The following is a 12,649-nucleotide window of genomic DNA, read 5'->3' on the forward strand; positions in this document are numbered from 1 at the left end:
CACCAGTCCGTGAAGGCCTCCTTGAGGGACCCAGGGTCCCTCAAGGAGGCCTTCACGGACTTGGCACCCGGCAGGGCACCCTCCTTACGCGACGGTCGCGTCCAACGTGACCTCGACGTTCCCCCGCGTCGCCTTCGAGTACGGGCACACCTGGTGCGCGCCCCGCACCAGTTCGTCGGCGGTGGCCTGGTCGATGCCGGTGGCCTCCAGGTGCAGCGCGGCGCTCAGGTGGAACTCGCCCGCGTCGGTGTCGTGGTGCAGCGTCACCTCGGCGACGACAGCGAGGTCGTTCAGCGGCACCTTCTTGGCACCCGCGACACGGCGGACGGCGCCGACGAAGCAGGACGCCCAGCCCGCGGCGAACAGCTGCTCGGGGTTCGTGCCGTCACCGGAACCGCCGAAGGCCTTCGGGACGGCGAGGCCGACGTCGAGCGCGCCGTCGTCGGAGGTCGCCCGGCCGCCGTTGCGGCCTTCCGCGGTCGAGGTGGCGACGGCGGTGTACGTGGTTTCAGACATGCCGCAACCGTAGGAATCGTGCCCTGACCTCGGCGACCGTCGCACGACGTCATTCCTGTACGTCATGGGTGAGCGACGTACGCCGACGACGTCGTCCGACAGTCGCGGCGGCCACCGGAGCCCGCCTACCTTTCGGCTCATGTCGCCCGTGCCGCAGGAAGTCCGGTACCGCTTCACCGTGCTCGGTCCGCCCGGTTTCACCAGCGGCGGCACCCGGCTGGACCTCGGCTCGCCGCAGCAGCAGGCCGTCTTGATGCTGTTGCTGGCCAACGCGGGCAGTTTCGTCCGGACCGGCGAGCTGATCGACGGACTCTGGGGTGAGCGGGCGCCCGTGACCGGCGAGGCCGTCATCCGCACCTACATCTCCCGCCTCCGGCGGCTTCTCTCCTTGCAGGGACTCGGATCGGCGATCATCTCGCGGTCCGGCGGCTACCAGCTGGACCCGGATCCCTTCGAAGTGGACGCGGTCGAGTTCGCCAGGCTGATCGAGAGCGCGCGTCAGGCGCACACCGTGGAGACGGCGGCGAAGCAGCTGGAGCGGGCGCTCGGCCTCTGGACCGGGACGGCGCTCGCCGGCGTCCCGGGTGAGGCGGCCGAGCACGAGCGCTCACGGCTGGAGCGGCTGAAGCTGACCGCCACCCAGGAACTGCTCCGGCTGCGCCTGGAACTCGGGGAGCACGACGAGGTGATGGCCGAGGTGCCCGTGCTCATCGAGCGGAACCGCCTCGAAGAACCGCTGTACGAGATCTACCTTCTCGCCCTCCATCGAGGTGGGCGCCGGGCCGAAGCGCTCGAACTCTACCGGGCGATCCACGACCTCTTCGACGAAGAACTCGGGGTCCGGCCAGGGCCGAAACTCCGGGCGCTGCACGAGAAAGTGCTTCGCGCCGAAGAAGAGCAGACAGCCGTTCCCCGGGCCTCGGACTCGCTGTTCGTCGGGCGTGAGCGCGAGCGCGCCGAGTTCAGGCGACTGCTCGCGAGGGAACCGGCCAAGGGCGTCGACGTGCTGTTCTTCACCGGCGCCCCCGGGATCGGGAAGTCGACGCTGTTGCGGAAGTTCGCCGACGACGCGGCCGCGATGGGCAAACCCGTCCGGCTGGTCGACGAACCCGGCGATCCGGCCGCGGTCCTCCGGCGGCCGCCCGAGGACGGCACCGTCGTGATCGCGAGCCGGAGAGGGCCGGACGCGACGCTGCTGGTGGATCCGGCCTGGTCGGGAAGGATCCGGCTCCGGAAGCTCGAAGCCTTGAGCGACACCGAGTCCGCCGAGCTGCTCGAAGCGCGCGGCGTCGATCCTGTGGTCAAGCAGTCCATTGTGGACTTCGCGGCGGGTAATCCGTTCGCGCTCTCGCTGGCCGCCGAGACCAGCAGGTCACCGCGAGCGGACTCGGCGCGCTACGTGATCGACACCGTGTACACGCATCTGGCCGGGAATCCGCCCTCGGAGGCGCATCGATGGGCGTTGTACGTGTGCGCGGAAGCGGAGCACACCACCGAAGACCTTCTCCGGTCCGTGTTGCCGGGTGGGCGATCGTCGGAGCTGTTCGACTGGCTCCGCGACCATCCCTGCGTCGAAGCCGCCACCGACGGCCTCGTCCTCGGCGGCGTGCTCCGCGAGGTGCTCGACAGGCACCTCCGGTGGCGTGACCCGGCCGGCCGCGCACGGATGCGCGGCCGGATCAGCCGGGTCACGACCGGCCGCTGATCAGGTGCGCAGCCACACCGCCGTGTCCGTCGGGAGCTCGTCCTCGATCGCGCCACTGGCCATGAGCACGTCGCGATGCGGCGGCAGCGGTAGCGGCGCGTCCGAGCAGTTCAGCACGAAGGTGAACCCCGGCTCGCGCGTGAACGCGAGCACGCCGTCGCCCAGTGACAGCCACTCCAGGCCGCCGGGGCCGAGCGCGGGAAGCTCGTCCCGCAGGCGCAGACCGGCACGGTAGAGCCGGAGCATCGACGCCGGTTCGTCCGCCTGTACCGCCGCCGTACTCGACCGCCATTCCGCGGGCTGGGGCAGCCACGTTCCCCCGGTGCCGAACCCGAACGGCGGGGCGTCACCGGACCAGGGGAGCGGGACACGGCAGCCGTCACGACCGGGGTCGGCGCCGTTGGTGCGGGCCCACACCGGATCCTGGCGGAGTTCGCCGGGGATGTCCTCGATCTCCCACAGGCCGAGCTCTTCCCCTTGATAGACATACAGACCGCCGGGCAGCGCCATGGTCAGCAGCGCCGCCGCCCGCGCCCGGCGAGTGCCCAGTTCCCGGTCGACCGGGGTGCCGTGCAGCCGGTCGGCGAAGGCGAAACCGGTGTCGCCCTCGCGGCCGTACCGGGTCACGTGCCGGGTGACGTCGTGGTTCGACAGTACCCAGGCCGCGGGCGCGTCGACCTCGTCGTGCGCCACCAGCGTCCGCTCGATGACATCGCGGAACCGCGCGGAATCCCATGGGCACACCAGGAAGTCGAAGTTGAACGCCGCGTGCAGCTCGTCCCGGCGGAGATACCGCGCGGCCCGCGACATGTCCGGCAGCCACATCTCGCCGACGAGCACCCGGTCTCCCGGGTAGCTGTCGGCGATCTTGCGCCACGACCGGTAGATCTCGTGCAGCCCCTCCTGATCGGAGAACGGGGTCTCGTCGCCGGGATCGACGTCGGGCAGCCGCGGGTCCTTCACCAGCCCGTCGGCGACGTCGATGCGGAAACCGTCGACCCCGCGGTCGAACCAGAACCGCAGCACGTCCTCGAAATCCGCGCGGATGTCCTGGTCGTCCCAGTTGAAGTCCGGCTGGCGCGAGCTGTAGAGGTGCAGGTACCACTCGCCGTCCGGGACCCGCGTCCATGCCGAGCCGCCGAAGCGCGACTTCCAGTTGTTCGGCGGCTCGGCGCCGTCCGGCCCCCGGCCCGGTCTGAACCAGAACCGTTGCCGCTCGGGCGATCCCGGCTCCGACGCGAGCGCGTCCTTGAACCACTGGTGCTCGTCGGAGCAGTGGTTCGGCACGATGTCGATGATCACGCGGATGCCCTTCGCGTGGGCCGCGGCGATGAGGTCCTCCGCCTCGGCGAGCGTGCCGAAGAGCGGGTCGATCTCCCGGAAGTCGGCGACGTCGTAGCCGCCGTCGTCCATCGGCGACGGGTACCACGGGGTGAACCAGATCGCGTCGATCCCCAGTTCGGCCAGGTAGTCCAGCCGCGCGCGGACCCCGGCGAGGTCACCGACACCGTCCCCGTTCCCGTCCGCGAAACTGCGGATGTAGACCTGGTAGATCGCCGCGCTCCGCCACCATCCGGCGGACTGCCCCAATGCGGTCACGAAATGCCCTCCCAATCGTTTTGCGGAAACCCCGAGAGTCAGCCTTTGAGACCGCCCGCGGTGAGCCCGGCCAGGATGTGCCGCTGGAACGCCAGGAACAGCGCCACCATCGGCAGGCTGGCCAGCACCATGCCGGTGACCAGCACGTTCAGCGGCATGTCGATGGCGACGCGTTGCAGCATCACCGACAGCGTCTGCTTTTCGGTGTCCGGGAACACCAGCAGCGGCCAGATGAAGTCCTTCCACGCGGCCACCACCGCGAGGATCGAGACCACGGCCAGGATCGGCCGCGAGATCGGCAGGATGATGCGCCACAGCGTGCGCACCGGCCCGGCGCCGTCGAGCCGCGCGGCTTCGATCAGTTCGTCGGGGATCTGGTCGAAGAACCGTTTCAGCAGGTAGATGTTGAACGCGTTGGCGGCGGCGGGGAGCCAGACCGCCGCCGGTGAGTTGATCAGGTTGACGTTCAGCAGCGGCAGATCGGTGATCGTCACGTAGGTGGGCACCAGCAGCGCCGCGGCCGGGAGCATCAGCGTCGCCAGCATGAGTCCCAGTACGACGTTGCCGAATTTCGGCCGCAGCTTCGACAACGCGAACGCCGCGGGGACGTCGATGGCGAGCTGGGCCAGCCAGGCGCCACCGGCGACGACGATCGTGTTCAGGAAGTACTTGCCGAGACTCAGCTGGTCCCAGGCGTCGGCGAAGGTCTCCGGATGCCACTCGCTCGGGACAAAGGTCGCCGGTGTCTGCGCCAGTTCCTGCGGGGACTTCATCGCGCCGGTCACCGCCCAGTACAGCGGGAACAGGAACGCGATGACGAACAGCAGCAGCGTGCAGCCGAAGACGACGGCGTACCCGATCTTGCCGCCGGGACTGCGCAGCGTGCCGGGGGAGACGAGCGTCCTCATGACTGATCCGCCTTCCTGGTCAGGCGCACGTACAGCGCGGAGAACACCCCGAGCGCGACGAACAGCAGCAGGCTCAACGCGCTGGCCGAACCGAAGTCGTTGTAGACGAAGGCGTAGCGGTACAGGAGCAGGAGCACGGTGACGGTGGAGTCGTCCGGTCCGCCGCCGGTCATCACGTACGGTTCGGTGAACACCTGCATCGTCGCGACGACCTGCAGCAGCAGGAGCACCAGCAGCACGAACCGCGTCTGCGGCAGCGTGACGTGGATCAGGCGCTTCCACAGCCCGGCGCCGTCGAGCTCCGCGGCTTCGTAGAGCTCACCGGGGATCGTGCCGAGCGCGGCCAGGTAGATCAGCGTCGTGCTGCCCATGTTCGCCCAGGTGGAGACGAACACCAGCGACAGCATCGAGGTGTCGCTCGAATCGAGCCACTGGCCGCCGGGCAGGCCGACGGCGCCGAGCGCGGAGTTGAACAGCCCGGAACCCGGGTCGTAGAACCATTTCCACATCAGCGCGGTGACCACCGGCGGCAGCATCACCGGCAGGTAGACCGCGAGCCGGAAGAACGCCTTGGCGTGCCGCAGTTCGTTGAGCAGCACCGCGGTCAGGAACGGCACCACGAACCCGAAGACCAGCGCGAGCCCGGTGAACAGCAGGGTGTTGCGCCAGGCGACGCCGAACAGCGGGTCTTCGAACAGGCGGGTGAAGTTGTCGAACCCGACCCACGTCGGCGGGTTGACGAAGTCGACCTGCTGGAAGCTCAGCAGCACTCCGCGCACGATCGGGTACCAGGAGAACAGCGCGAACACCACGAGCGCGGCGCACAGCAGCCCGTACGCGGTGAGGTTCTCCTTGAGCTTGCGGCGCAAGCGGGTCCGGCGGCGGTCGGCCGCGGACGCGACCGGGCGACGGGCCCGCGACGACGCTGTCGCGGGCCAGTCGAGGACGCTACTTGACCTGGGCGAGGACACCGTTGACCTTCGACTCGGCCGACGACAGCTGCTGGTCGACGTTCGCGTCGCGATCGGTGAGCACCGCCTGCATCACGCTGTCGAGGATGGCGTACACCTGCTGCGCGTTCGGCGGTTCGATGCTGCCCTTGATCCGCGAGCTGGCGTCCACATAGGACTGGAAGTTCTCGGCGGGAACGTTGGCGTGCTTGGTCTTCAGTGCGAGCTGCTGATCGCGGACGGCGCCCTGCCAGATGTCCGGGGTCGGCTCGGCCGGCAGTCCGACCGGCTGCTTGCCCTCGACGTACTGCTGGACGTGCTTCTCGAAACGCTCCGGGTTGAGGTACTTCCAGCGGACCCATTCCAGGCCCGCCTTGATCTTCTCCGGCGAGGCCTTCGGGTTGATCATGTAGCCCTCGCCGCCCAGCAGCGTGCCCTGCCCGCCCGGCATCCCGGCGACGCCGTAGTCCTCGTACTTGCCGTTGAACTGCTTGACCAGCACCAGCACGTTGTCCGGGGCGGCCATGTACATGCCGAGCCGGCCCGCACCCATCATCCGCTGGACGTCCTGGGCCTCGAGAAGCTGCTTGCTGCCCATGGTGTCGTCGTCCCACCGCATGGCGCGAAGCTGGTTCAAGGCGGCCTTGGCCTTGTCGTTGTTGAAGGCGGCGACCCACTTCTCGCCGTCCTTGCGCGCGACCTCGCTGCCCATGGAGTAGAGCCAGCCGGTCAGATGCCAGCCGCCCTGGTTGTTCTTGCTGTAGTCGGCGTACCCGACGGTCCCGTTGCCCAGCGCGGAGATCTTCTTCGCGGCTTCGCGGACCTCGTCCCAGGTCTGCGGCGGTTTGTTCGGGTCCAGCCCGGCCTTCTGGAACAGAGGACGGCTGTAGAGCAGGCCCATGCTGTAGTTCATCGTCGGCAGGCCGTAGAGCTTGCCGTCGGAACCGCGGAAGTTGTCCAGAAGTTCCGGCTTGATGTCGTCGAAATTCTTCAGGCTCTTCGCCGCTTCGGTGATGTCGGCGGCCTGACGGCGCGCGATGATCTGCGCCGGGTCGGTGAAGTAGACGTAGTAGACGTCTTCGAGCTGACCGCCGGCGAGCTTCGCGGAGAACGTCTTCGGGTCCATGAACCCTTCGTGCGGCTCGATGTCGATGTCCGGGTGGCTCTCCTCGAACTCCTTGACGTCGGCGTCGAACACGCTGCGCTCGAACGGCTGGCTGGTCGGGGGCTGGCCGGTGACGGTGATCTTGACCTTGCCCCCGGTCCCGGTGCTTTCACCGGAGCCGGAGCCGCAGGCGGCCACCCCCAGGACGAGCCCGCCCGCGGCGAGCAGGCAGAACATCCGGCGGCGCACGGTTGGGGACCAAGTGCTGCTCATCTTCAAGCCTCATCTCGGGATCGCGACGGCTGTCACGTGATTGCGGTCACTCTAAAGTGAAGCCCCGGATTAACGCAATAACTCGATGAGAACGTGCAACTTTGCGACAGCGGCTACCGCTGTAGGTCACATCCGCAGTCAGTCGACTGCTTGCGAAGGCGGCAGACGTGCCGAAGGGGCCCTTCGCCGCGGCGGATGCGGCAAAGGGCCCCTTCGGTTCAAACTGGAGGTCGACCGACCCCGCAAGTGGTCGACTGAGTGCGGGGGCAGGCTACCGGCGGGCGGTGGAGCCCCGGACGACGAGTTCGGGCGCGAACAGCAGCTCCTCGGCCGCCACCTCGCCGCCGTTGATGCGCTTGACCAGCAGTTCCACCACGGCGCGGCCCATCGCCTCGATCGGCTGACGGGTCGTGGTGAGCGGCGGGTCGGTGCAGTTCATCAGGGCCGAGTCGTCGTAGCCGACCACCGAGATGTCTTGCGGCACCGACAGTCCCTGCCGCCGTGCCGCGCGGATCGCGCCGAGGGCCAGGAGATCGCTCGCGCACAGGACGGCCGTCGCTCCGCGCGGGTACAGCCGGGCCGCGGCCGCGTGACCGCCTTCGATGGAGAACATGCCGTGCTCGACGAGTTCGTCCAGGACCGGGAGTCCGAGTTTCCCCGCGTAGGCGCGGAACGCCTCGAGTTTGCGCTGGGACGGCACGTGATCGGTCGGGCCGAGCACGAGGCCGATCTTCTCGTGGCCGAGCGAGCTCAGATGCCCGACGACCTGCTCGACGGCGACCGCGTCGTCGCACGAGATCTGCGGCAGCCCGAGGTGGTCGACGGCGGCGTTGATCAGCACCGTCGGCAGGTTGCGCTCGGCGAGATGGTGGTAGTGGGAGTGCACCGCGTCGGCCTGGGCGTACAGCCCGCCGGCGAACACCACGCCGGAAACCTGTTGCTGGAGCAGCAGTTCGACGTACTCCGCCTCGGAGACACCGCCCGCCGTCCGCGTGCACAGCACCGGGGTGAAGCCCTGCTGGGCGAGGGCGTTGCCCATGATCTCGGCCAGTGCGGGGAAGATGGGGTTCTGGAGTTCGGGGAGGACCAGGCCGACCAGGCGGGCGCGGTCGCCGCGCAGCTGGGTCGGTCGTTCGTAGCCCATCACGTCCAGCGCGGTGAGGACGGCGGCCCGGGTACTGGCGGAAACCCCGGACCGGCCGTTGAGCACCCGGCTGACCGTGGCTTCGCTGACCCCGACCTTGCGGGCGACTTCGGCAAGACGACGCGTCATGGGTGAAACTTTACCGCAAGCGAGCGCAAGAACTAGACACTCTTGATCGGTGCGGTGACCCGAAAGTCGCGCGAAGACGGAACGAGCGCCGCGGCCGCCGGTGCGGCGAAACAGACGACCGCGCACACCGCCAGGACCGGCGCCGCCCCGAACGCGTCGATCGCGGGCGCGATGAACGCCAGTCCCGCGGGCGCCAGGCCGTAGGAGAACAGGAAGTCCAAAGAGGACACTCGCGCGAGCTTCCCCGGTTCGACTTCCCGCTGGGTCGCGGTGAACCACGGGACGTTGAACAGCTCGATGCCCAGCCCCGCGACGGCGTAGGCGGCGATGACCAGGGCAGGGTGCACCGGGAACAGCAGGCTCAGGGGCGCGAAGCCGTACCAGCCGAGCCCGATCAGCGCCGCCCAGCCCTGCCGCTTCGGACGCCAGCGCGCGATGACGACTGCACCCGCAAGCGCGCCGAGCGTGTACGCGGTGAGCCCGCCCGCCAAGACGGCTTCGGTGTCATAGCGGTCGCGGCTGACCAGCGGCAGCACGACACCGGTCGCGGAGTAGCCGGTCGCGATCACGGCGGTCAGGGCGCCGAGCCCGGCCAGGAACCACGGGTGACGGCGGGCTTCGCGCAGACCGTCGGCGAATTCGGTGAAGAAGCGGGTCCTCGCGGCGGCCGGCGCCGGGGCGAACGTGCCTCGCGGCGGGATCAACGCGGTGCCCAGCCACAGCACCCCGGTGCCGATCACCAAAACCGGCGTCGAGGCGATCTGGGACAACAAAGCTGTCAGGCCGGGGGCGACCAGGGTCGTGACGCGCACGGCCAGCGTCATCGCGGCGTTGGCCTGCTGACGCCGGTCTTCGGCGATCACTTCGGCGGTCAGCGCCTGGAACGCCGGGCGGCACGCGCCCTGCCCGACCCCGACGACGGCGGCCGCGGCGGCCGTCAGCAGGACGGACCGGCCCATGCCCGCCGCGATCACCGGCGTCGCGAGCCCCGCGATGAGACCGGCCCAGAACACGACCCGGCGGCGCGAGTGCCGGTCGGCGAGGACCCCGGCCACCGGGACGGCCACGAGGAATCCCACGGTGCGCGCGGCCAGGACGATGCCGAGGTCCACGGCGGAAAGCGACCGTTCGAGCACCGCCAGCCCGAGGATGAACGGCAACGCCCAGGTCGCCAGCCCGGAAGCGGTGTTGCCGGTCCAGAGCCGGACGAACGGCAGGCTGTTGTGGTACTTCAAGCCGAATCCCTTCTTCTGACCCGCGACAGAACGGCCGGTCGCGCTCTACTCTGCCTCCCGTGCGCACGACGACCCCGACCCGAGGCCCCGCCAGGCGCCTCCGTGGCGTGGTCGTGGGCGTCCTGACCGGGATCTTGGCGACCGGCGCCCACGTCAGCACCAGCGGGCGCGTCCCCGACCTCGGCGTGGTCGTCCTGCTCGTCGCGCTGCTGAGCTGGGTCGCGTACGCGTTCACGGGCCGCCGTCGCGGGCCTCTCGCCATCCTCTGCCTGGTCGCGGGCGGGCAAGCGGCGATGCACGCCTCCCTCACCTTCCTGACCTGGGAATCGCACTCCCATCACGCGGAAGCCCCGGGCAACGGCCTGCCCATGGCGGCCGGGCACGCCGTCGCGACCCTCGTGGTGGTCGCGGCCCTCTCCGGCGCCGAGCGCGTCCTGTTCGCCCTCCTGACGCTGATCGCGTCGGTCCTCCCGCGCCGCCTCACGCCGCGGCCCGCGACGGCACCGCTGCGGATCCGTGTCCCGCTCGCGGTGAAGTTCCCCGCGACCGAGGCGCTCCTGCGAGACGTCCTTTCGCGGCGCGGCCCGCCGGCGTCGTTCGCCTGATCCCCGAAACCCTGCCGAGACCCGTGTCGCGGCAGGGCTCAGCACGCGCGCCGTGACCGTTCCGGCGCGCGGCGCAGGCGCACGCCTCCCCACCGACGCCTCAGGAGTTCCCCCATGGCAACGCAAACCGAACCGACCTCCAGTCCGCCGCGCGCGTCCGGCTGGCGCGGACTGTTCCTCCGGCTCCACTTCTACGCCGGCGTTCTCGTCGGCCCGTTCGTCCTCATCGCCGCCCTCACAGGTGTCCTGTACGCGGCGACACCTCAGATGGAGTCCTGGATCTACTCCGACCAGCTACGGGCACCCGTCGGCCTGAACCAGGTCTCGCTCGCCGACCAGGTCAAGGCGGCGCAAGCGGTCCGACCCGGCGGTGACCTGGTCGCCGTCCGTCCCGCCGCCGAACCGGGCGACACGACCCGCGTGCTGTTCTCCGAGGCCGGACTCGGCGAGTCGGAGCGCCGCGCGGTCTTCGTCGACCCGGCCACCGCGCAGGTGCGCGGCGATCTCGTCGCGTACGGATCGAGCGGCGCCCTGCCGTTCCGGACCACCCTCGACCAGCTTCACCGCAACCTGCTGCTCGGCGAGCCGGGACGGCTCTACAGCGAACTCGCCGCGTCCTGGCTGTGGGTGGTCGCGCTGGGCGGCCTCGTGCTGTGGGTGAGCCGTCGTCGCGCCCGGCGGAACGAGAACGCGGAGAAGGTGGCGAAGACCGAGTCCGTACGCGGGAAGTCCGTGCGCCGTCACGGATCCGTCGGCCTGTGGGTGCTGCTCGGCGCGCTGTTCCTCTCCGCGACCGGGCTGACGTGGTCGGCGTACGCGGGTGAGAACGTCACGGCGCTGCGCGAATCCCTCGGCTGGGCCACCCCGGCGTTGAAGGTGACCGGCGGGGACGAACACGCTGGGCACGCGGGGCACGGGGAAGCCCACGCTCCGGCGCCCGCGCGGCCCGAGAGCGTGGACGCGATGCTCGCCTCGGCGCGCGCCGCCGGGCTCGACGCGGCTTCGGTCGAGATCGGACTGCCCACGAAACCCGGCGCTCCCTGGCAGGTGGCGGAGGTCGAACGCGGCTGGCCGACACAGGTCGACGCCGTCGCGGTCGACGGGACCACCGGGCAGATCCTGGGCGAGGTGCGGTTCGCCGACTACCCGCTGATGGCGAAGCTCGCCCGGTGGGGGATCGACGCGCACATGGGCGTGCTCTTCGGCTGGCCCAACCAGATCGCGCTGCTCCTGCTCGGCGCCGGTCTGGTCACGATGGTCGTGCTCGGCTACCGGATGTGGTGGCAGCGCAGGCCGACCCGGGCCACCGGACTGGCCTTCGGGCGGCCGATCCCGCGCGGTCAATGGCGGAAGGCGCCTCCCGCCCTCGTGGCCGGGCTCGTCGTCCTCGCCGCCGCGATCGGCTGGTTCGTGCCGCTGTTCGGCATCAGCCTGCTGGCGTTCCTGGTGATCGACCTCCTGGTGGGCCTGCGGTCCGGCCGCGGGGCCAAAGCGGAATCCTCCGACGTCACTGGGTGACCTCGACGCCGGTGAGGCCGACGCTCGCCGCCCACACCCGGGCGGCGAGCTCGGTGTCGGCCAGCTTCCCCCGGACCGGTTCCCGCCGGGGTTCACCGCGCAGGCCGAACACCCGCGGCCCGTACATCTCGCCGCCGCGGACGGCGGGGTCGAGCACCGCCCGGACGGCGGGCCAGGCCCCGGCTTCCTTGCCCTGCAGCAGAAGCCCGGCCGGAAACTTCCGGCGCTCCGGCGCCGGGTGCGCCGGACGCGCCGGGGTGAGGGAGTCGAGCGCGCCGCCGGGGTGGTCGACGACGCTCAGGACCGTGCTCCCGGCCGCGCGCAGCCGCCTGTCGAGCTCGAAGGCGAACAACATCTGCGCCAGCTTCGAGCGCGCGTAAGTCCGTTTGGGCTGGTGATCCCGCTTGCTCTGGAGATCGTCCAGGTCGAGTTCCGCGGACTTGCCCACGAAGCTGCCCGTGGTGACGACGCGACCGGCGTCCGCCGCTTCGAGCAGCGGCATCAGGTGGTGCACCAGCACGAAATGCCCGAGATGGTTGGTGGCGAACGTCAGCTCGTGGCCCTCGGCGGTCTCGCGCCTCGGTTGGTTCTCCAAAAGCACGCCCGCGTTGCAGACGACGGCGTCGAGCCGCCCGGCCTCCAGGCTGTCCACAGAGGACTTGACGGACGAGAGATCGGAAAGATCGAGCGGCAGATGCGCGAGTTTCGCGTCCGGGACCAGGGACCGGATCGACGTCATCGCGGCGTCGGCCTTGGCGGCGTCCCGGCTGCCGAGAAGCACGGTGGCGCCGGTCCCGGCCAGCTGTTCGGCGGCGAAGTAGCCGATCCCCGCGTTGCCGCCGGTGACCAGGAAGGTCTTGCCGTCGGCGCGTGGCAGGTGATGGACGTCCCAGTGGCTCATGCCGTTCCCCTCAAAGTCGGAATCACTTCGAATGTATACCCGATATGAGTTCGAAGTGACT

11 protein-coding genes are annotated in these 12,649 nt (G+C 70.0%); 3 read left to right on the forward strand and 8 right to left on the reverse strand.

The features are described 5' to 3' along the window. Positions 1-84: 84 nt before the first annotated feature. Positions 85-516, reverse strand: a complete 432-nt coding sequence (locus tag AB0N89_RS26600; protein WP_364209314.1) for an organic hydroperoxide resistance protein — start codon at positions 514-516, stop codon at positions 85-87. A 139-nt stretch (positions 517-655) separates the two neighbouring features. Between AB0N89_RS26600 and AB0N89_RS26605 the strand changes: the two genes are divergently transcribed. Beyond that, on the forward strand, positions 656-2,221 hold the full coding sequence (locus tag AB0N89_RS26605) for a BTAD domain-containing putative transcriptional regulator (protein WP_364209317.1): 1,566 nt from the start codon (positions 656-658) through the stop codon (positions 2,219-2,221). Here the strand turns inward: AB0N89_RS26605 and AB0N89_RS26610 are convergent, their stop codons facing one another. The 6 genes from AB0N89_RS26610 to AB0N89_RS26635 all read right to left on the reverse strand — a co-directional run bounded on the left by AB0N89_RS26610 (position 2,222) and on the right by AB0N89_RS26635 (position 9,564). Continuing rightward, positions 2,222-3,820 carry a glycoside hydrolase family 13 protein gene (locus AB0N89_RS26610; protein ID WP_364209320.1) on the reverse strand — a complete coding sequence of 533 codons (1,599 nt, stop codon included), beginning with the start codon at positions 3,818-3,820 and terminating at the stop codon, positions 2,222-2,224. A 38-nt stretch (positions 3,821-3,858) separates the two neighbouring features. Continuing rightward, the gene (locus tag AB0N89_RS26615; RefSeq protein ID WP_364209323.1) at positions 3,859-4,728 is read right to left on the reverse strand and encodes a carbohydrate ABC transporter permease; all 870 of its coding nucleotides are present in this window, start codon (positions 4,726-4,728) and stop codon (positions 3,859-3,861) included. Then, entirely contained in the window at positions 4,725-5,699 is a 975-nt protein-coding gene (locus AB0N89_RS26620) for a sugar ABC transporter permease (RefSeq protein ID WP_364209326.1), read from the reverse strand. Before AB0N89_RS26620 ends, AB0N89_RS26615 begins: the two co-directional genes overlap by 4 nt. Beyond that, entirely contained in the window at positions 5,677-7,056 is a 1,380-nt protein-coding gene (locus AB0N89_RS26625; protein WP_364209329.1) for an extracellular solute-binding protein, read from the reverse strand. Before AB0N89_RS26625 ends, AB0N89_RS26620 begins: the two co-directional genes overlap by 23 nt. A 271-nt stretch (positions 7,057-7,327) precedes the next feature. Further along, positions 7,328-8,329 (reverse strand): LacI family DNA-binding transcriptional regulator, encoded by a 1,002-nt coding sequence (locus AB0N89_RS26630; protein WP_364209332.1) that lies wholly within the window; start codon positions 8,327-8,329, stop codon positions 7,328-7,330. 32 nt (positions 8,330-8,361) lie between these two features. Beyond that, positions 8,362-9,564: an MFS transporter gene (locus tag AB0N89_RS26635; protein WP_364209335.1), complete on the reverse strand. Its 1,203-nt coding sequence runs from the start codon at positions 9,562-9,564 to the stop codon at positions 8,362-8,364. 59 nt (positions 9,565-9,623) lie between these two features. Between AB0N89_RS26635 and AB0N89_RS26640 the strand changes: the two genes are divergently transcribed. Continuing rightward, on the forward strand, positions 9,624-10,169 hold the full coding sequence (locus tag AB0N89_RS26640; RefSeq protein WP_364209338.1) for a hypothetical protein: 546 nt from the start codon (positions 9,624-9,626) through the stop codon (positions 10,167-10,169). Between the two features lie 114 nt (positions 10,170-10,283). Beyond that, on the forward strand, positions 10,284-11,687 hold the full coding sequence (locus AB0N89_RS26645) for a PepSY domain-containing protein (protein WP_364209341.1): 1,404 nt from the start codon (positions 10,284-10,286) through the stop codon (positions 11,685-11,687). Here the strand turns inward: AB0N89_RS26645 and AB0N89_RS26650 are convergent. Beyond that, positions 11,677-12,588, reverse strand: a complete 912-nt coding sequence (locus tag AB0N89_RS26650) for an SDR family NAD(P)-dependent oxidoreductase (RefSeq protein WP_364209344.1) — start codon at positions 12,586-12,588, stop codon at positions 11,677-11,679. The two genes, AB0N89_RS26645 and AB0N89_RS26650, sit on opposite strands and share 11 nt — an antisense overlap. Between the last annotated feature and the right edge of the window lie 61 nt (positions 12,589-12,649).

The organism is Amycolatopsis sp. NPDC089917, from assembly GCF_040684635.1.
GTDB lineage: Bacteria > Actinomycetota > Actinomycetes > Mycobacteriales > Pseudonocardiaceae > Amycolatopsis.

Bases quoted from the DNA above. Each gene is read 5' to 3' on its own strand.
- AB0N89_RS26600 (WP_364209314.1), bottom strand. From the start codon at position 516: ATGTCTGAAACCACGTACACCGCCGTCGCCACCTCGACCGCGGAAGGC.
- AB0N89_RS26605 (WP_364209317.1), top strand. From the start codon at position 656: ATGTCGCCCGTGCCGCAGGAAGTCCGGTACCGCTTCACCGTGCTCGGT.
- AB0N89_RS26615 (WP_364209323.1), bottom strand. From the start codon at position 4,728: ATGAGGACGCTCGTCTCCCCCGGCACGCTGCGCAGTCCCGGCGGCAAG.
- AB0N89_RS26625 (WP_364209329.1), bottom strand. From the start codon at position 7,056: ATGAGCAGCACTTGGTCCCCAACCGTGCGCCGCCGGATGTTCTGCCTG.
- AB0N89_RS26630 (WP_364209332.1), bottom strand. From the start codon at position 8,329: ATGACGCGTCGTCTTGCCGAAGTCGCCCGCAAGGTCGGGGTCAGCGAA.
- AB0N89_RS26645 (WP_364209341.1), top strand. From the start codon at position 10,284: ATGGCAACGCAAACCGAACCGACCTCCAGTCCGCCGCGCGCGTCCGGC.
- AB0N89_RS26650 (WP_364209344.1), bottom strand. From the start codon at position 12,588: ATGAGCCACTGGGACGTCCATCACCTGCCACGCGCCGACGGCAAGACC.